We start from the raw sequence: 20,559 nt of genomic DNA on the forward strand, positions 1-20,559 counted from the left end.
TCCAGGACAGGTGGCAACAAATACAACAAATAATACCAAAAAGACGGTGATCATTGGGGCCACGCCCGACCCCTCACGTTATGCCTATCTCGCCGCGCAAATGCTGACGAGCTACGGGCATGAGATCGTACCTCTGAGCATTAAGACGGGGACGGTGTCAGGTGTGGAGATACTCGACCTCCGCCAGCGGCCAGCGGTTGAAGGGGTGGACACCGTTACGTTGTACATTGGCCCGCAACGCCAGCCTGAGTGGTACGACTACATTTTGAGCCTCAAGCCAAAGCGCATCATCTTCAACCCCGGCACGGAAAACGAGGAGTTTGAAAAGATGGCTGAAGCGCAGGCTGTCGAAGCCACGGAAGCATGCACGCTAGTGCTGCTGCGCAGCCGTCAATATTGATCTTTCGCGACGCCCTTTCGCGGCCTTTACGGCGTGAAAAAAAGCTTGACAAAGCGGACGACGGAGCGCTACTTTGCGGCCCCAAAACCAGGAAACTTTAACGCTAAAAATGTTGATCCGACCTGCGTTTGTAAGGCCAAAAAGATTATTTTTGACGGTTCTAAAAATCACAGATGAGCGAAGATAAAGGAAAAGTGCCTGCCCAGTATTCAGCGAGTAACATACAGGTTTTAGAGGGGTTGGAAGCGGTGCGAAAGCGCCCCGCCATGTACATCGGCGACGTAGGCGTCAAAGGCCTGCACCACCTGGTGTGGGAAGTAGTGGATAACTCCATTGATGAGGCGCTCGCCGGATATTGCGACGAAATCTTTGTCACCGTACACGAAGACAATTCCATTTCGGTGGATGACAATGGTCGGGGGATTCCAACCGACATGCACGAAAAAGAAAAACGCTCGGCATTGGAAGTCGTACTGACTGTACTGCATGCCGGCGGTAAATTCGATAAAGACACCTACAAGGTTTCCGGCGGTTTGCACGGTGTGGGTGTATCCTGCGTAAACGCCCTATCACAAATGCTCCACGTTACCGTGCAGAAAGATGGAAAGATCTTCGAGCAGGAGTATTCGCGTGGTAATCCCCAATATCCGGTGCGGGTCATTGGCGAAACGGAGAAGCACGGCACCAAAGTACACTTCCTGCCGGACAAAGAGATTTTTGCCAACTGGGAATACAATTACGAAACCATTGCCACCCGCCTACGCGAGCTGTCGTTCTTAAACCCGGGCATCCGCATCAACCTGTCGGATCTGCGGGAGAAAGACGAAAATGGCGAGAACGTACGCGGCGACGTATTCCTGTCCGTCGGTGGCCTTCGCGAGTTTGTAGAATACATCGACTCTACCCGCGAGAAGCTTATTTCGGCGCCGATCTATATTGAAAGCGACAAAGGCACCATTCCCATTCAGGTGGCGATGAGCTACAACACCTCGTTTAGCGAAAACCTGGTGTCGTATGTAAACAACATCAACACCCACGAGGGGGGAACCCACGTGGCCGGTTTCCGCCGCGCCCTGACCCGTACGCTGAAAAGCTACGCCGACAAGTCAGGCATGCTGGATAAAGTAAAAATAGATATCAACGGCGACGACTTTCGCGAAGGCCTGACGGCCGTTATTTCTGTGAAAGTGGCTGAGCCTCAATTTGAAGGACAGACGAAAACCAAGCTCGGTAACTCCGACGCCATGGGTATAGTAGACGGCGCCGTAGGCGAAGTGCTGCAGCATTACCTGGAGGAGCACCCACGCGAAGCCAGGCTGATTGTCAATAAAGTGATCCTGGCCGCACAGGCGCGTTATGCCGCCCGTAAAGCCCGGGAGATGGTGCAACGCAAAAACGTATTAAGCGGCACTGGCCTGCCCGGTAAACTGGCCGACTGTTCCAGCTCCGACGCCACCATTTGCGAGCTCTACCTCGTGGAAGGTGACTCCGCGGGTGGTTCGGCAAAACAAGGCCGCGACCGCAACTTCCAGGCTATCCTGCCGCTGCGCGGTAAGATCCTGAACGTAGAAAAAGCGCAAGAGCACAAAATCTACGAAAACGAAGAAATCAAGAATATGATCACCGCCCTCGGCGTAACCTTTGGTACGCCGGACGACGAGAAGGGACTGAACATGACCAAGCTGCGTTACCACAAGGTCATCATCATGACCGATGCTGACGTGGACGGGAGTCACATTCGTACACTTATTCTGACCTTCTTCTTCCGCTACATGCGTGACCTGATCGAGAGCGGCTATGTATACATTGCCCTGCCGCCACTCTACCTGGTCAAAAAAGGAAAAGACGAACGCTACTGCTGGACCGAAGAAGAACGGATAGCCCTGGTAGCGGAACTGGGTGGAGGCAAAGAAGACTCCGTGGGCGTGCAACGCTACAAAGGTCTGGGGGAAATGAACCCCGAGCAGTTGTGGACCACCACCATGGATCCTTCCAAGCGCTCGCTCAAACAAGTAAGCATTGAATCTGCTGCCGAAGCCGATCACCTATTCTCCATGTTGATGGGAGATGAGGTAGCGCCACGTCGGGAGTTTATTGAGAAGAACGCGAAATACGCGCGCATCGATATTTAAATAAAGCACTTTAAACAGGCTTGCGGTTCACAGCACACGGTCGACAACGTGCGCTGTGAACCGTGACATTTTACCCCTTGTTGCCATGGAAGAATTGCAAGTAACCCTGGACAGTAAATTAGCACAACAGAAGATAGACGAAAGTAACTATATCAGCCGCGACCTAAGCTGGCTGAAGTTCAATTACCGCGTGCTGGATCAGGCACGACACGTCGAGCGCAGCATCTTCGACCGGCTCAAGTTCCTGGCGATCACCGCCTCCAACCTTGACGAGTTCTGCACCATTCGCCTCGGGAGCTTGTACAACTACCTCGACTACGGCAAAGAACGTTTTGACTATAACGGCCTGCGCGAAGAACCTTTCCGCAAACTGCTGTTGAATGAAACGAAGAAGTTCTACCACGATCAGAACGAGTATTATATCCGCAAACTCAAGCCTCATTTTGAGGAAAACGGATTCGCCATCGTGTCGTACAACGATCTGTCGGTGGAAGATACGCAGCGCGTGGCCGACTATTTCAACCGGACCATCTTCCCCATGCTGACGCCGATGGTTTTTGATAACTATCACACCTTCCCGGTGCTCATGAACAACCGTCTCCTGTTTGGAGTGGTGACCAAAGGCACGAACGAAGGACCGACCAATCAACGGGTGTCGTTTATTCAGGTACCGCAAAACCTGCCCCGCTTTTACGAGATCGATCACGACGATGATAAAATTCTCTTTGTGCCGATTGAAGAGATCATCCGGCACAAAATTCATAACCTTTTCCGCAACGTCGAGATCGAGGCTGTCAACTTGTTCCGCATCAACCGGAACGGTGACTTCACCCTGGAAGAAAGCGAAGATATTGAGTCCAATTTCCTCGAAGACCTCAAACGCAAGCTGAAGACCCGCCGCTCGGGGCGGGTTGTACGCCTGGAAATTGAAGAGAACCCCGATCCCTGGCTGATGCGCGTGCTTAAGATCCAATGGGATCTGGACGAATTCAACATCTTCTTCATTCCACAGGGTGGCTTGCCCGAGCTGTCTGGTTTAAACCAGGTTGTCAGTCACAAAGAATTTAAAAGCAAGCGCGCCCAGACCCCGGCACCGATCAAACCGCTGAACTTCCCCGAGGAGGGCAGCCGCGATCTGTTTGAAGTGTTGAAAGAGCGGGACATTTTGCTGCATCATCCGTACAACTCCATGGAGCCGGTACTGGAGCTGTTGGAAAAAGCCGCCGACGACCCCTATGTGCTGTCGATCAAGATCACCATCTATCGTGTTGCCAGAGAATCGCGGGTGACCAATGCGCTGCTGCGGGCCGCCGAAAACGGTAAGCACGTGTCGGTGTTGTTTGAGGTAAAGGCCCGGTTTGACGAGGAGAACAACCTGCGCGAGGCGCAGCGCCTGCAAAAAGCAGGATGTTATGTGATCTATGGCGTCAGCAGCTTAAAGACCCACACCAAATTGCTGCTCATCGTCCGGAAGGAAGGCGACGACAAAGTGTATCGGTATGTACACCTGTCCAGCGGCAACTACAATGAATCCACCTCCCGGTTATATGTTGACATTGGTTTGTTAACAACAAAAGAGGTCTATGGCAACGACGTGTCCGAATTCTTCAATGTCATTACCGGCCACTCACAACCGTCGACCTATCGCAACCTGATTACGTCGCCGCGCGACATGCGCATACAACTGTGTAACCTCGTAAAACGCGAGGCGGAAAATGCCCGCAACGGCGTCCCGGCTGGCATCGTCATCAAGCTTAACTCGTTACAAGATAAAGAGCTGATCGACGAATTATACGCGGCCTCGCAAGCCGGCGTCACCATCAAACTGATCGTCCGCGGCATGTGCAGCCTGCGCCCGCGACGCAAAGGGCTCAGCGAGAACATTGAAGTGATCTCGGTGGTAGGCGAATACCTGGAGCACTCGCGCATCTACTATTTCCGGAACGACGACAATCCGAAGGTCTACATCGGCAGTGCCGACGCCATGGTGCGCAGCTTCGACCGGCGCATCGAGTCGCTCTTCCTGCTCGACGACGATTTCCTGAAGAAACAAGCCATCAACAACCTGCGGTATAATCTAAAAGATAACGTCAATTCCTACATCATGCAGGAAGATGGCACCTACCGTATCAAAGAGCTGAATGGCGAGCCAACCTTCAATATTCACAAAGAGTTCTACAAAGTGACCCGCGAGATCGTCATGGACGCCCGGCTTTTCTGAGTAGGAGAGGTCTGAAAATAGAAAAAGGCTCGCCAAATTGGTGAGCCTTTTTTATGATGGTATCTGCGATTAACGATAGCTGTAATACTGCGGACACTCGGGGTTCTTGTGCACGCCCCGGATGATGGAGCGGAAGTTCAGGATAAACTCGTGCGAGCCGTTCGAGAACTTGTTCAACGCCGAAGTAGTCCAGTCGTAAGAGTATGCAAAGTGGATCTTGTCGGTCAGCTTCAGATCGAGGAAGCCGATAAACGAGTCACCGCTTCGCCACGCCGCGCCAATGCTGAAGATGTCATAGAAGATAAAGGAGTTGTTGATGTCGATGCTCAACGGCTGGCCCTCTTGTGAGCGCAGCAGGAACGACGGATTCATCTTGATTTTCCCGGCACGGTCCAGTGGGACGTATACCCCGGAACGCAGCATGTAGTAGCGCTTTTCGATCACCTCGGTGATGGCGCCTTCAAAGCTCCCGTTCTTATTCGACTTACTGTTAATAATAAACGGTACGGACAGGCCTACAAAGAAATTCTTCTTGTTGAAGAACAACCCGGCACCGAAGTTAGGTTTAAAGGTATTCATCGACAGGAAAGATCCCGGGTCGTCGTGCTGCAAGCTGAGCTTGCTGTAATCGGCACCCAGGAAGGTAAACCCTGCCTGCAGGCCCATGGATAGGGTCGCCTGGCCCATGTGGATCTTATAGGCATAGCTGCCGTATACGTGATCGTTTCCATAGCTGCCGATCTCATCGTGGTTCACCATCAGGCCCACACCGATCTTGTTTTTCATCAGTGCCGTATGGCCTGAGAAAGAGAACGTGCGCGGCGCCCCGGGAAAGTTCACCCACTGATTGCGGTACAACGCCGTAGCACTGAACTGCACATGTGCACCGGCATACGCCGGGTTGATCGCCATCTCGTTAAAAAAGTACTGCGTAAACACCGGGTACTGCTGGGCACGGCCGACTCCCGTAACGAAAAGCAGCAGACAACTGAGGTAAAAAAGTCGCATCATGTCGTTGTAGTTTAATTGACGATCTCCAGATAACCGGCAAGAGGCTTCGACCCGTTGCGCTTATCAATCACATAGAAATAAGTACCGTCCGGCAGGTTGTTGCCCATCGGGCTGATCCCGCGGTTGGACAGACCATCAAACAATACTGTATTGTTATCGTACCCGTCAGCCTGGTACACCAATGTACCGGCGCGGTTGTAGATCCGTACCACGTTACTTCCAAACTCTTCGATACAATCGATGTGGAAGTAGCTGTTCCGATCGTCGCCGTTGCGCGAGATCCCGTTGAACGGATGGATCTCGGTGCCGATGGCGAAGTGAGCAGTATCTTGGCAACCCAGTTGCGTGATCACCGTCACGATGTAGTTCTTACCGGCTTGCAGCCCTTCCTGGATAGGCTCGTTCGTAGGCGTGCCACCTTCAATTTCCCAGATGATCTCGGCGATGTCCACGTTGTTCTTGAGAACGAGGGAAACCGTCCCGTCCGGATGACCGCACGAAGCAGGTGTCACTTGCAGATCGAATTCCGGGTAGGTCGGTGTGAACTGCAGCGTTTCATATACCAGGTTGGACTCGCACTTCGTAGCACGATCGACAGCAATCACGCCATACGGAATCTGGGCGGCGAGCGTGTCGCGGAGGTCACCATAAGCATCGGGTGAAACGAGATCAGTATCCGGCTTCGTGACAGTGTCATCGTACCAGCGGAAGATATAATCCTGGATGTTGCCACCGACGGAGGCTGCCAGGGCACCGTTGTTCTCAATACAGCTTGTAACCTGCGAGAGGATCTCGATCGTCGGGATCGGTACCGGCAGGGGCTCGTACGGGATCGTCAACGTTGTGCTGTCCATACAGCCGGAGATGAGGTCGATCGCCAGTATGGTGTACGTAAAGTCAGCCCGTTGCAGGTTCTCAGCCATGAAGTCTGTGCGGAAGGCCGTTACAGGATTCAGCGGATGTGTCGCCGGATCTTCAAACCAGCTGAACTGGTAGTTCACAATGTCGCCGTTCACACTGGCAGAAGCCATACCGTTCGGAATCGTCTCATCGCAATTCGATACAGCGGCCAGTATTTGCGTAGTAATAGGAAGTGTAGGCAATACTTTTTCCAGACGCACAATCGCCGTATCGCTCTTACACGCCGGGCGCGTATCGTTTAGATCGAAGGCCACGACTTTTAGGTCACGGTTGGCATATTCGGACGTCAGGTTTTCAAGCGAGCGGCCTGCGTTAACCGGGGTAATCGGGTCGCCGTGCTCGTCGTACCATTCATACCGGTAGTTGGTTTCAATGATCGGACGGGGCGTGCCTGCCAGCGGATCAGAAGGCGGCAATACGCCTGCCGAGGAGATGCGGGCAAAGACAGAACCATTCTCGTGGATATTCGGCGTCAGGAATACGTTCACACAGTTGGTGATCGGCAGCGACGACGCGCTTACGAAGAACTTGATCGTATCCATGGGCACCGTATAGGTATCTTCCATCCAGCAGTTGTTATTCGGGTTCAGCACCCGCACCGTGAAGTCATTCACAGAAAGCTGGTTTGCCAGGGTATTGCTGGTGCCAAGAACCGGACCCTGTACCGGGACGGGGTTCCGTACGCCGCTATTATTATAGCCAAACCAGGTGAACTCGTAGTTCTGGCCCGTTTCCGGGAGGGCCTTGACCTCCAGGAAGCCCGTGACAGGATCGACGCACATGATTTCAGTGCGGAAGCTTTCCAGGACGACATCCACCGTACCGAGGGTACTGTCCTGAATCACAAAGTCAAAGCTCACGTTGCAACCCGTATCGGTATATTTCGCCATGGCCGTATACTTTCCGGAATCCAGGTTGACAATAGGGTTAGTGACCGAAGGCAACAAGGTGTTGGTGGCACGGTTCAGCCACGAGAACGTAAAGCCTGTAAACGGGGCGGCTACCGGCACGTTGTCTTTCTGAAGCGCAACAAACTCAGCCGAGCCGTTGGTCATGATAGCGGAAGTCGGGCTACCCGGAACACACTGAGTAATAGCCTGTGTCTTGAAGTCGCCGTCGGCAACACGAAGATCTTGCTCGATCGATGGGATCTCGAATATGGCGCTGTTCGAGCAACCCTCGTTAAGTGGAGTTATCGTGGTAAAGACCACCTTGTAGCCTTCCTCATTGTCCACCATAAAACGTAGATCTTTATTATTGATGCCAAACCTTTTAGCGGCGTCCACCTCATTGTTATTAGGAGGGGAAATATCCTCATTCGTCCAGGCAAACGAGTAGTTGGCCGGGTCAGCAGCAGCTTCATTGTGCTTCACGGCGATTGATATACCACCGGTACCATCGGTGAGGGAAGCATCGCAGTTCATGTTAGCCGTAATACCGCTTAATGTAGCGTCAATTACAGGCTTAACGCCTGTACGTCTAATGGTAATGACCTGTGCATAGCGACAACCTTGTAAAGGCAGCGTCTTGTTCACCGCGACTACTGTATAGTTAGTTCCAACTGTAGTTGCCTCCAAATCGAATTTGTCAAACTTGCCGGCAACGGGAGGTACAGCACTCGGTATTAAGCCTGTGAAAAACGGAGGAGAATGTGTCAGATAGGAATTTTTGGCATCTGGATCTTTGTTAGTTCTGTATAGGAGTATATCATAATCGACATCATCATACCCAAGAGTGTGATTTAGAGTCACGTGAATGGCACCACCCGGGTGCGGGGCACATTTCGCGACGTTTTCATAGGTAACATCGATGGTGTGGCCTTGCTCAAACGGAATAGTAGCATAGGCAGTGGTGTCGCAGCCGTTCTCAGGGTTCGTAATCTTGACAGAGTAAAGACCCGTGCTATTGATGATAGAGTCACGCAGCACGCCAAGCCGTTCGTGTAAACTGATGCCATCATTATTGTACCAGGCAAAGTTAAATTTGCTGGGTGTCGTGGGCGCGATAACTTCCACAGTAAAGATACCATCGTTACTGTTCTGACAGGTTGACGCAGCTTTCAGGTTAGGGTTGGTCAGTACCATTTTTGGTGTATTGTTCGCAACCTTCACAGTGACCGGCAGCGACCGGCAAGTGTACTCCGTATGGACAGCAACTACCTGGTAGCTACCGGGCTCCAGTCCTTCCACTGTACCATCTGTGTCGGGCAGCGTAGTCTCAGGATCATCACTGATATTTGTCCAGATAAAGGTGTAGTCGCTCAGGGCGCCCGAGTTCACCGAGGTTATTTCAATTTTGCCATTGGCAGGCGCGCAGCTGCTCTTTGGAGTAGGAGTAGGCACTACCACTACAGTTTTACGGCTGTCCAGCACGCGGATGGTGTCGGACTTGGAACAACCCGTAGTGGATTCTACCACATTGATTGTATAAAGTCCGGCCTTCAAACCTGTAACCGTGGCACTGGTCGCGCCCGTGATTTTGTTGACGTCGGCCGTGCTATTCCCCGTATACCATTGGTAGACAACAGGCGTGGTCGCCGCCGTTGCGGTAACAGTAGCCTCACCGGTCGGATGATCTTTATCGCACGATAGCTGATCGTCCTTCACCAGGCTGGTAATCTTCGGCGGCGTGGTTTGAGTTAACGTCACCGTCAGTTTCGATTCGCATTCGCTCGTATTGTTGATGGCCCTCACGGTATACTTCTGCGCCTTCAGGTTATTGTAGAACGGCGAGTTGGCCTTGTCCGGCGTTGGTTTCACCGTCGAACCATTGTACCAGTGGAAGGTATAGCCTGTGGTTTTGCCGTCGGCCAGGGCGTCGATCCTGCCCGAATTTGCGTTAGAGCATTTGATAGTATCAATTTTAGTGGTAATCACCGGCAGAGGGGCGATCTTCTCGATCTTCGCCGTCGACAAGCTGACACAGCCCGTTGTTTTGTCTTGAACCCATACCGTATAGCTACCTTCGCTCAGGCCGGTCAGGTCCGGGCTGAAGCCCAGGGTATCACTCAGGGAGAAAGGGAACCACGTAATGTCATACTTGGTGGGGTCGCTCAGCACGGCACGCAGGTGACCGTTCGGATTTTTACAGTTCGTCAGCTGGCTGATAGGGTCGATGGTTACAGTAATCTTGGGAGCGTCTTGCTGGCCAATAATTACATGCGCCGTGTCAGAACCACACTTCGCAGTTTTGTGGACAGCATATACCGTATATTCTCCGGCAGCAAGCCCACTATAGGCAAAGCCGACGTGGTCCGCTGTGCCAGGCGCGCCTGCATCGTGGCCGTCAAACCAGTAGAATGTATAATTCAGTGAGTCTTTGCCGGGACCATAAGCCTTGGCAATCCCTTTATCCGGGATGATGACACCTCCGGGAGTCGTCAGACATTTTAAGTTGTCTATGGCTGTCGTGGTAAGCGCCGCCAGGCCGGGATTGACCGGAGCAAACAACACGTTGTCGCCGTAGTCACATTCCCGAATCCGGCCGGGTTGTTTTTCAATGTCCAACGGGATCGTGGTACCGTCGTCGTTCAGCACGACGTACAGCGTGAACGGCGATCCATTTCCGGCAATCGTAACCTTTTGTGTGATCGTGTCACCCGGGGCCATCTCCGACAACGTAATCGTGGTGGTAGACATCTTCACCGCGGAGTTGGTACGAGGGTCGCCATTGTAGAAAGTGATTTTCAGTCCGCCCGAGACCAAAACATCGCCTTTATTTCTGAATTTAAATGTAACACCAATGTTCTTGTCCGGGCAGGTAGGCGCATCAATCTTAAGTTGCGGTGCCGTTGGATCGCTCGGATCAAACGGAACTACCGAGAGATTCGGTGCTGCATACGACGGACATCCGTAGGAATTCAGAAAGGGAGCCTGGTTCAGGAAGTTGTTCAGCGGCCGGCTCTTCTTGTCGACAAAACACTCTGCATTGTCGGAATATACCAGGTGGTGCTGTTGGATCTGTTTCGGAATGGTCAAATCGTCATTGACGTTCACAACAAAATAGCCGTGTTGGTTCCAGACTTTACGGGCAGGTACCCACGGTACGTTGGCGGATTCATATACGCGAACTTCTGCGTTCGAATAAAGGTCCATGTCCGCACCGGGCTGGCTATCGTCAGACGCGCAGACAACGCAGATTTCGGTCGAGCCATCGCCGTTCATGTCCGCCACAATCGGGTATTCATTCGATGTGCGCGATGCGCAACGTATCGGTGTACTGCGGGTAACATTGGCGGTACTTCCTACAAGGGTCGTTGTGAAAATATAGAGATAATCTTCATCGCGGTATACAATTTCCGACTTGCCATCGGCATTAAAGTCGAACATCGTACAGCCGGTAATGCCGGAGGTTTGTTCCGTTACGTTTTCTCTCCACAGAACTTCCATATTGCCGGCACCTTCTTTCAGTGCATAGAGATATCTTCCGGAGACATACACGGCATTCATTTTGCCATCGCCGTCAATGTCGGCGATGTTGATCCGGCCAGCGCCATTTTGCCAGCCGAATTTATACTTGTTATCACCTGCTACGGCGTTGTTATCCGTAAAGGTTTTAATGACGTTATGTTCGACATCCCAGAAATAAGCCGTCGTAGTCTGTTTGCTGTTGTCACTGTCATCGATAGTGGAGCCAATGGCCAGAACGTCTAGAAAACCGTCCAGGTTGAAGTCGGCGATACTGGTACCACTGCCTGAGGTACGGCCTCTACGAACGAAATAGTTCGATACGCTTTTGGTCAGCGTGAGCGTAGAACCTTTCACGGGAGGGGTAACGGCCGTCGGTAACGTGGCGCCTGGAGCGGCCGGCCGGTTGATATTTACTGTATAAATGCGACATCCGGCAATAAGCTCCTGGCCAGGAGAGGCCGTCAAAATATTGGCAGCGATCGGCGCGTTGCTGCTTTGACCAAAAGCATTGTTGAAAAGGTTTTCCCCCATCAATGTACCGGTGTGCGCATCGTAAATTTGCGAACGAAGGTAAAGCTCTACGGCGCCGTCGCCGTCGAAGTCGGTCAGGCCGATGGTTCCCGGATACTCAGGAAAGTCGATGGACTTGTTATTCCAAATCAACTTACCGGTACAGTCGTATCCAACGAGCTTATAGCCGTTGCCGTCTGAATTAGTGTGTAAGATGAAGTATTCTGAGCAACCATCTTTATTGATGTCCGCCATGGCAATATCTTCGAACGACGGTTGGAAGCCGTCTGCTTTCATGTCAATTTGTTTGTCAATATTCAGCGCCATACCTGCGGTGGGCGCTTGCATTACATTGACGACGGCCGTGCCGGCATTCGAGCTGGAAGTACGGAAAGTCGTCACGAGTTCCGGGATGCCGTCGTTGTCGACGTCGCCGACGATAAGCCGGTTCACGTGATTGGCCGTACCGGGCTGAGACTTGTATTTAAGCTTCATCTCAAAAGGAGGGAAGATCTCAGGTTTAACGTTACAGCTATCAGTTTTGCCGATGAAGAAGTCCTTACAGACGTTGCTCAGGACACACTCCTTGTCGTAGCAATCGATGAAACGATCGCCATCATCATCGATGCCGTTGTCGCAAATTTCGCACGTCTTGGTGGGACACTCGGCCGGGTCAAGACAGTCAACAAGACCGTTTTCGTCGTTGTCCAGGTTGTCGTTGCAAATCTCCTGTGCATGGGAATAACCAGCACTGAGGCAGAACAGGGTGATCAGGAAGAAAAGCTTCTTCATAGGCGAAAAGAAATTATGTACAAATCTAAAACACATGCCCCGAAATATGACTGCTCTGAAATTCATATTTTGGTAACTGGTCATGTAAGGTATCCTACCCGTAGTGACACTTTATGTAGATATAATGTTGTCAGTACAAGTATTACCTCAACACTTTTATAGTGTGATAAGGGGGATTGTAACCATGCTATGTAAGTTTTGCGCTCGATTTGACTATTCCGCCAGGGGGGTAATCGACGGCCTGTAAAAAACCACCGCCAGACGGTGGGTATACCCTAGCGCAGCAATGTAATACTGCCCGCGCGCGGAGTGCTTTCTTCGCCGTCGCAACGGATAATATAGAAGTAAACACCGTCGGGCAGTTGCTTGCCGTTAAAGGTGCCGTTCCAGTCGTTGTGGTAAGGTTTGGCCTCAAATACCTTTACACCTTTGTCGTCATAAACAGTGACCCCGCACTGCGCATAGGTAAGAATTTCATCGACCTGCCACTGTTCATTAGGGCCATCGTTGTTAGGCGAGAAGAAGTTATGGGGATTCAGCTTGTTGACAATGGCTTCGCCGACTACTTGCACGATAAAGGTCCCTGACCCCGGACATTCATTGGCGCCAACCCCTGTTACAGTGTATTCGGTGGTTGCAACCGGCTGTGCAACAGGATTGGGGACCGCTGCGTTTGAAAGCGACTCGGCGGGCGTCCATTGATACGTGTCAAGACCGGAAGCAGTCAGCTGTGCTGACTCACCTTCGTTGATCCGTTCGGGTGTACCCGTTATAATTACCTCCGGGGCCGGGAGCTGTGTAACCTGTTTACTTTTGGTGATGACACATGACCCCGTGGAAAAGGCAATGTCTACGGTATAAGTGCCTCCATCTGGAACGTTGATGGACGCTGTAGTTTCTCCCGTTGACCAAAGGTAGCTTTTGATTGCGGCCGGGCTCGATGCCTCCAGCAAGAGTGTTTCCCCCTCGCAGAACGCGTCAAGGCCATCGGGATTTTCAATCACGACCTCACCGGGTGGAAGGGTCACGGTAATGGGCTGTTCGGACTTTGTCAGGCAGGCATTACTGCCGTAATGGATTGAGAGCCGTACGGTCTTTGGTCCAGTGTTGGAGTAGCTGGTTTCGGCAGTGGGTGCATTGGGGCCTTGGGTACCCGCACCGCTGACGTCGAAATTCCACTGATAGACAGGCGTGGCAGTCGTGGTAGACGTGCTGGTAAACGTTATGCGCTGATCTTTACAGACAGTGCCGTCGGAAGAAGAGGTCGTAAAGCTTACCACGGGCTTTGTGGTAATGGTTACTTTTACACGATCAGTATCGACAGGCAGGCCACATCCGGGGCTGCTGGCTTTTACGTAGTAGTCGCCGCTGGCAGCTGCGTTTGTCGGGACGATTGCCGGTGACACGGGGCCGCTACCAATGGAGGTAGCATTCCCTTCTTTGTACCAGGCGTAGGTAAAGGCCGCGGGAGCTTCGTCCAGTTGCAGCGTAATGTCGGCATCACCGGGACAGGCCACGATCGTTGTCGGACCCCTAATCTTAAAGCTCGTAGCGGGCATTTCGATTACTTCTACAACGATGGTGCCACGGCCTGCGACGCAGCCACCCCGCGTAGCTTCAACCGTATATTCACCGGCTTGTGCAGCACCTGTAGCCGGGAATGGTGGTGCATCTTCACTCGTGGTGGTGTGGCTATAGCCAGGACCTGTCCAGGAATACGTCACACTACCGTCATCCGGCCCGCCGGAATGAAGTATAATGTCGGTGTCTTTACAAACCTTTCCGTCAAGAGATCCGCTGACAGAGGGCGTGAGTGTTAAGCCGCCTGCGCCGAGAATAGTAACAGTAACGCTTTCAGATGTCAGCGCGCAACTGCCCGCAGTACACGAGGCGCCGCCTTCTGTGCGAATCGTTACGGTGTAAACCGCGTTCGTCACAGGGGGATTGATCGTATAGCTGTAGAGTTCCTTGCCGCACGCCACGGTTACACCGTCTTTCTTCCAGTCGTAGTACGCGCCGGGAGCCTGTGTAGCGGTGAGTATATGTGTGCCTGCACAGAGGGTGATGTCCTCCTCCGGTTCAATTTTGGGAAGCACACAATGTTTGTTCCGCAGAATCGAGACTAATGGCGCAGTAGCATCGGCGCCGGGAAAAACGATATCCGGTTTGCCGTCGCCGTCCATATCGCCTACACGTACATAGGTCGTTAATAAGGGGGTAGAAATGACCGTAGGGGAAAAGAATAGCGCCCCGGGCGCACTATTATTGTCCAGAATGGTGAGTGTCTTATTAAACTGATGAGCAATGACAATATCGGTCTTTCCGTCACCATCGATGTCACCAAAGTCGATGCCGGCCATTTGCGCCACAAGTCCAATCTGAAGACGTGAAGCAAAGCTGAAAGAAGAGCCGGTGCTGGTGTTTCGAAGAACGAATGTCCCGCCAATCAAGCTGTTGAAAGCAACGTCGGATTTTCCATCGCCATCGAGGTCGCCGACCCGCATGCTTTGCACGGTAACACCTTCCAGCGAATGCTTGACAACGGTGCTGAAGCTGACAACCCCCGAGTGACTTTGATTAGGAAAAATCCACAGGTTGTTGTGGTTCGGTTCCTGGATCAGGCTGATCAGGATCTCAGGGAGACCATCGCCGTTCAAATCCTGAAGGGCAAGAGCATTTGTACCTTTGAAAACGGGCGGACCTCCCACGACGTCGGGCGTCGCGGTGAGTACGACCGGTGCATCGTTAAATGAAATCGCAGTTCCCACACTTGTGTTGCGCAGAATTCCTAACGTATAGTTGGCCGTTTGGTTGGAGATGACAAGGTCGGGGCGTCCATCCATGTCGATATCATTGATTTCAACGTCTGCCATGGCCCAGCCGGAGATGGTGATCGGAATCACGCTAAAAGAGGAACCACCCGAACTTTGGAGAACAAAAATCTTTTCAGCGGCGCTGGCATTCCCGGTGCCGGTGACAACCAGGTCTGGCCAGCCATCACCATTTAGATCACCGCATTTCACACGAAGGGAAAGCGTGCTGAAGCCGGGGGCAGGCAAGACAATTCGGCTCATGGCAAGTGTGCCGGGCGTGCTGGTATTCCGATGTATAGAAAGTGTGTTCACGCCGTTGTGCGTCGTAATGACTTCCGGAAGGCCGTCGTTGTTGAGATCACACAGGCAGATATCTTCAATCCCCTTGTCGGCGGAAAAGTCTTGCCGGTTGTCGAGGGAAGCGGCTGTAAAAGGATGCTCACCGCTAAAGCTTAATAAAAAAGGATTCGGGGAAAATGCCGTGAGATGAGACGTTAAATTGGTTACCGACAAGTGCCGGTACGTAGTTCCCGCCGGAACGCGCACTTTTATTGTTTGGTCGGTAGCAGACTCTATCATTCCTGGCGTAGCACCGAAACGGACCTGCAGTTTAGTCTTATCACCGCCAAAGGAAGTACCCTTGATCAGCACGAGCTGACCAGTGCTGCCGGAGACTTGTTCAACGCCCTGGATCACAGGGCGCTGCGCCCACGCAGTGGTCACCAGCAGCAGGAAAAATCCGGCCAGGAGAGAGGTCTTTACTGTCGGTACCAATGCCTGTTTCATGTTCGGACTATAGATGCACTCTATTTCTCTCCGGTAACCACCAGAAGACGAGCGTTCTTGATTTTGGTATAGGTTTTCAGGTTCTTGATCTCCTCGTGTGCTTCCGACGCTTTCGTCGTTTCCAGTACGTGTACATAGTACTTCCGGTCCTGCGGGTTGTAGAATATGTCGCCGTTGAACTGCTCATTCTGCAGCCGGCGCTTATAGGTGTCTGCCTGGTTAAAATCAACGAAAACCTTGACCACAACGAAGTAACGCTTATTGGCGGACTCTGTCTTGTTGATCTCGTTCGGATCCGCTGTACCTTCCTGGAAGCGTGCTGTATGTTTCTCTGCCGGATTTTTCGTCAGCGTAGAGCGCAGCACCGGCGCAACACGTTTAAACTTCTTTTTCTGCCCCAGGCGCAGTCCCAGCATAAACTCGTGCGTGCCCTGTGAAAAGCCTTCTTCCGGTTGATTCACCGGCTCGTAGGAATAGGCCAGTATAAGCCGGTTTATCTTGAATCCGGTATTGCCCGTTAAGCCATACGGCAAGCGGTAGGAACCTCCCAGCCAGAAATGCTCTGACAGGTTTAGCTTTCCGAGCAGCTCAAACTGGCTCGTACCAAACTTCGAATATTTATAATTGAAGTAAAACTCCAACGGTGCAATAGTCTCCTTGGTCTTCACCTTTCGCTTGACATTGCCACTGCGTCTGCTGACAATCTTACTCTCAACCTTGCGCTTGTAATAAACCGTGACAAAAACATTGTCGGCTGGCGACACCGTAGTATTCGTAAAGCTCCCGGGATTGTTGAATTTCGGTGGAAACAGTTGCGGCAACGAGAAGCCCAGGTTGAAGCCTGAACCCGATCGGTACAACATACCAAAGCTGGAGACCGGCTGCATGTTGTTGGCTGCGTATTCCAACAACACGGGATCGTTTGGATCGCTTACTTTGGCCATGTCAATCGTATTAGAGATAGCACCTCCGGAGAGCCCAAACATCAGCCAGTTTTTTTGCCCCACGGGCATGGCATACGCATAGGATAATGTAATATCATTTGTCGTGAGCAACCCTCTTTTGTACTGAGAGATCTTGCCGCCAAAACCCGCCCGGCTTTCGTTCAACATCGTGTTAAACGTCAATGTCGAAACCGTGGGCGCACCTTCAATGGCCGTCCACTGCTGACGATGCAACGCGTACACGTAAGTGTAGTCCGTTACAGCCTCAGCGGGATTATAGAGGTAAGGGTTGATAAAGAAATTATTATAAACAGGGAAATTCTGGGCATGGACAGACGTCATGCAAAAAAGCAAAGAGAAGGCAACACAGAAGTTAAAAAAATAAATCATCTACGTCCATTCATATGGGCAATAGTTCGAAGGTCACCAAAAAATCAGGTCCTGCCGCCAGGTTAGCCACCCCGATGCCATCGCCTTCGAGTGATGCACCAGGTTTAAAGTACGTTTGCAGTAAACTCACGAATATACGGCGGTTTTCTGGTTTATTGGCAGACGCACCGCGTTAACTTGGATGAAATGAAGTATTTTTGTGTCGAATTAAACATATTTCAAATTCCACGTATAGTGAAAATAGGTTTACCCGTACTTTTTCTGCTGCTTTTGACTGTTGCCGAAGTGGCTGACGCACAAATTCTTGTAGGACCCGTGGCCGGCGCGAATTACTCCTGGATCTCGTTCGGCGAGAAAGATGAAAAAGCCGAATATAAGATCAAGGGAAAGTATGGCTACCATTTTGGCGCCCATTGCGCATTTCGCGTGCGGAAGCGGTTTTTCCTTCATTCTTCATTGATTTATTCCACCAAAGGCCGCGAAATGGAAGGCAAGAATGAGTTTCTGAAATACGATATGACCTACCGTTACATCGAGCTACCCATTGTTTACACAGCGTATTTCAAAGGCCACGCGGGCAAAAAAGAATTTAAATATTCACTCGGTGTTGGACCCAACATCAGCTATTGGCTTGGAGGCAAAGGTACGCTCGAAAGTACAGACACGCACGAGTTTCATAATAGCACAGCCGTCGTGCCCGTCAGCGTAGTGTTCAAAAAGGATCCCGGATCAGCGCAGCAGCACGAAGTAGTCGTGCAAGACCCGACACGTCTGCAGCTCGGTCTGAACTTCACGGCGGGCTTCCTGTTCGAGCCGATGCCGGACCGCGAAATCGTCCTTACGCTACGCTACGAGCTCGGCCACAGCTACCTCAGCCGCGAAAGCTATGGCGCCTTTGATCCCACATTAACGACCTTTGAAGAGCCGCTCAAAGTACGCAATCAGGGCTTCCGGGTATCACTGGCCTATCTCATCGACCTAAAGGTTGAAAATCGTAAAAAGGGAAAGAGCACCAACGACCCGAGAAAACGGAGGTATTAATCAGAACAGCTTCGGCTGTAGTTTGTTCTTCTCGTAGAGATATAGCATGATGCCATCTTTTAAGCCGACCTCGGGCACCAGAATGCTGGTGGCATGAGCCCATTCCATCACTTTGATGTAGATATTGCTGGCGGGGATAATCACATCCGCCCGGTCGGGATTCATCTGCAATTTGTAAATACGATCCTCGATCGAATAGGCATTCACCATTTCACGCGTCTCCCGGATCTTCCGCAGGGAGACCGTCGTGCCGGGCTTGGATTGCGCCAGGTCGAAAAGCTTGCTGATGTTACCCCCGGTGCCGACAGCTGTTACTTTACCATAGCTCTTTTTGACATGGTCCTTGATCCAACGCTCCATGTCCTCCCAGGCTTGGGGGGAGTCGTTCTTCTCCAGCACCCGCACCGAGCCAATTTTGAACGACCGTGTCTGGATCTTCTGCCCGGCAGCATAGAGGTTGAGCTCTGTGCTGCCGCCGCCCACATCGATGTGCAGGTACGTCTTGTCGGTCAGGTAGGAGTGGATGGCGCGATTGATCAGCTCGGCCTCGCGGTTGCCGTCGATGATATGAATCACAATGCCGAGCTCATCCAGTACCTGTTGTACAAGGTCGGCGCCGTTTTCGGCTTCACGCATGGCCGACGTAGCGCAGAACATATAATCGTCTACTTCGTAAAGCTCCAGCAACAGCTTGTAAGCGGCCATAAGCTTACGGAATTTCTCCATGCTCTTGCTACTGATCCGGCCTGTCGCAAAAACGTCATGTCCTAAGCGCAACGGGAAGCGTACGTACTCGAGCTTCTTAAAAACAACCTGCGCGGCATTATCCAACGCAGTGGAGACTTGAAAACGGATGGCGTTGGAACCAATGTCGATCGCGGCGAGCTTCATGTGTGTCAAAATTAAGCTATTGCCTTTTTATTTTAAGCGCTTATTGTCTTTCTTTGCAGAGCTTATTCAGAAAGACGGAGGGATTGGGCCCTGTGAAGTCTTAGCATCCTATCCTCCAACGTTTGCATGGAGGACGTTGTGCTAAATCCCACTCCGGGCTCCGGTTACCCCTTGCCTGGAAAAGATAGGCACCCCGTCTCAACCACGGCTCTCTGGATAGCGCGAATCTGAAAACTATAGAGGGCTTTATGAAAATCCAGGACATCCTAAAAGAACGCATCATGATCATCGATGGCGCTATGGGCACGATGATCCAGCGGCATACGCTGACAGAAGAAGATTTTCGCGGAGAACGCTTTAAGAACCATACGCATCCACTAAAAGGTAACAACGATATCCTGTCCATCACCCGGCCGGATATAATCCGCGACATACACCGTCTGTACTTTGAGGCAGGCGCCGACATCATTGAAACCAATACCTTTAGCGGGACCACGATTGCCCAGGCAGACTACCACCTGGAAGACGCCGTGTACGACATCAACTACGAGTCGGCACGTATTGCCCGTGCGGTAGCCGACGAGTTCACCGCCCGCGAGCCGCACAAACCGCGGTTCGTTGCCGGTGCGATTGGCCCGACCAACAAGACCGCTTCTTTATCTCCCGATGTAAACAATCCGGGCTTCCGCGCCATTACCTTCGACGAGCTGGTCATAGCCTTTAAAGAGCAAGCCAGAGGGTTGATTGAAGGCGGGGTAGACATGTTACTCCTCGAAACAGTCATCGATACGCTCAACGTAAAGGCTGCCTTGTTTGGTGTCCAGGAACTGTTCGACGAGATCGGCCGCGAGCTGCCCATCATGGTCTCGGGTACCATTACGGACGCCAGCGGACGCACGCTGTCCGGGCAAACGACGGAAGCATTTCTCATCTCGGTATCGCACGTACCCCTGCTAAGCATTGGCCTGAACTGCGCCCTGGGCGCGAGCGCGCTGCGCCCGTACCTACGCGTGCTGAAAGAACAGGCACCGTTCTTTGTGAGCGCATATCCCAACGCCGGCCTGCCAAACGAATTCGGTCAGTACGATCAGACGGCCGATGAGATGGGTGCGCAGGTCGAAGAATTTCTTCAGGAAGGGCTGGTCAATATACTCGGTGGCTGCTGTGGCACAACGCCCGAGCATATCCAGCGCATTGCCGAGATCGCCAAAAAGTATAAGCCCCGGCAGGTAACAGAAACCGAGCTGGTATAAATTATTAAACAGATTACACAACAGACCCCTCCCGGTTTCCCGCAA

At 52.0% G+C, this 20,559-nt stretch carries 10 protein-coding genes and 1 riboswitch; of the genes, 5 read left to right on the forward strand and 5 right to left on the reverse strand.

Going from position 1 to position 20,559, the window contains the following annotated elements:
* Nucleotides 1-10: 10 nt before the first annotated feature.
* The 3 genes from KK062_RS04810 to ppk1 all read left to right on the forward strand — a co-directional run bounded on the left by KK062_RS04810 (nt 11) and on the right by ppk1 (nt 4,753).
* Nucleotides 11-400 (forward strand): CoA-binding protein, encoded by a 390-nt coding sequence (locus KK062_RS04810; RefSeq protein WP_254083115.1) that lies wholly within the window; start codon nt 11-13, stop codon nt 398-400.
* Nucleotides 401-573: 173 nt separating this feature from the next.
* Complete coding sequence (gene gyrB / locus KK062_RS04815; RefSeq protein WP_254083116.1) at nt 574-2,532, forward strand: DNA topoisomerase (ATP-hydrolyzing) subunit B; 1,959 nt, start codon at nt 574-576, stop codon at nt 2,530-2,532.
* An 85-nt stretch (nt 2,533-2,617) separates the two neighbouring features.
* Complete coding sequence (gene ppk1 / locus KK062_RS04820) at nt 2,618-4,753, forward strand: polyphosphate kinase 1 (RefSeq protein WP_254083117.1); 2,136 nt, start codon at nt 2,618-2,620, stop codon at nt 4,751-4,753.
* Nucleotides 4,754-4,822: 69 nt separating this feature from the next.
* Here the strand turns inward: ppk1 and KK062_RS04825 are convergent, their stop codons facing one another.
* From KK062_RS04825 to KK062_RS04840, 4 genes are all read right to left on the reverse strand, one after another.
* Nucleotides 4,823-5,764, reverse strand: a complete 942-nt coding sequence (locus tag KK062_RS04825; protein ID WP_254083118.1) for a PorP/SprF family type IX secretion system membrane protein — start codon at nt 5,762-5,764, stop codon at nt 4,823-4,825.
* Between the two features lie 11 nt (nt 5,765-5,775).
* On the reverse strand, nt 5,776-12,396 hold the full coding sequence (locus tag KK062_RS04830) for a T9SS type B sorting domain-containing protein (protein WP_254083119.1): 6,621 nt from the start codon (nt 12,394-12,396) through the stop codon (nt 5,776-5,778).
* Nucleotides 12,397-12,671: 275 nt separating this feature from the next.
* Nucleotides 12,672-15,995: an FG-GAP-like repeat-containing protein gene (locus tag KK062_RS04835; RefSeq protein ID WP_254083120.1), complete on the reverse strand. Its 3,324-nt coding sequence runs from the start codon at nt 15,993-15,995 to the stop codon at nt 12,672-12,674.
* Between the two features lie 20 nt (nt 15,996-16,015).
* On the reverse strand, nt 16,016-17,329 hold the full coding sequence (locus tag KK062_RS04840; RefSeq protein WP_262899148.1) for a PorP/SprF family type IX secretion system membrane protein: 1,314 nt from the start codon (nt 17,327-17,329) through the stop codon (nt 16,016-16,018).
* Nucleotides 17,330-17,563: 234 nt separating this feature from the next.
* Here KK062_RS04840 and KK062_RS04845 point away from each other — a divergent pair, with 234 nt between their 5' ends.
* Entirely contained in the window at nt 17,564-18,370 is an 807-nt protein-coding gene (locus KK062_RS04845; RefSeq protein ID WP_254083122.1) for an outer membrane beta-barrel protein, read from the forward strand.
* On the opposite strand, the gene KK062_RS04850 is transcribed toward KK062_RS04845, so the two are convergent.
* Nucleotides 18,371-19,261, reverse strand: coding sequence for a Ppx/GppA phosphatase family protein (locus KK062_RS04850; RefSeq protein ID WP_254083123.1), 891 nt, complete (start codon nt 19,259-19,261; stop codon nt 18,371-18,373). It lies immediately after the preceding gene.
* A 59-nt stretch (nt 19,262-19,320) separates the two neighbouring features.
* A riboswitch (SAM riboswitch) is annotated at nt 19,321-19,452 on the forward strand.
* A 57-nt stretch (nt 19,453-19,509) separates the two neighbouring features.
* Between KK062_RS04850 and KK062_RS04855 the strand changes: the two genes are divergently transcribed.
* Complete coding sequence (locus KK062_RS04855) at nt 19,510-20,514, forward strand: homocysteine S-methyltransferase family protein (protein ID WP_254083124.1); 1,005 nt, start codon at nt 19,510-19,512, stop codon at nt 20,512-20,514.
* Nucleotides 20,515-20,559: the final 45 nt, after the last annotated feature.

The sequence above is a fragment of the Dawidia cretensis genome, assembly GCF_018598175.1.
GTDB classification, from domain to species: Bacteria; Bacteroidota; Bacteroidia; order Cytophagales; family Cyclobacteriaceae; genus Ohtaekwangia; species Ohtaekwangia cretensis.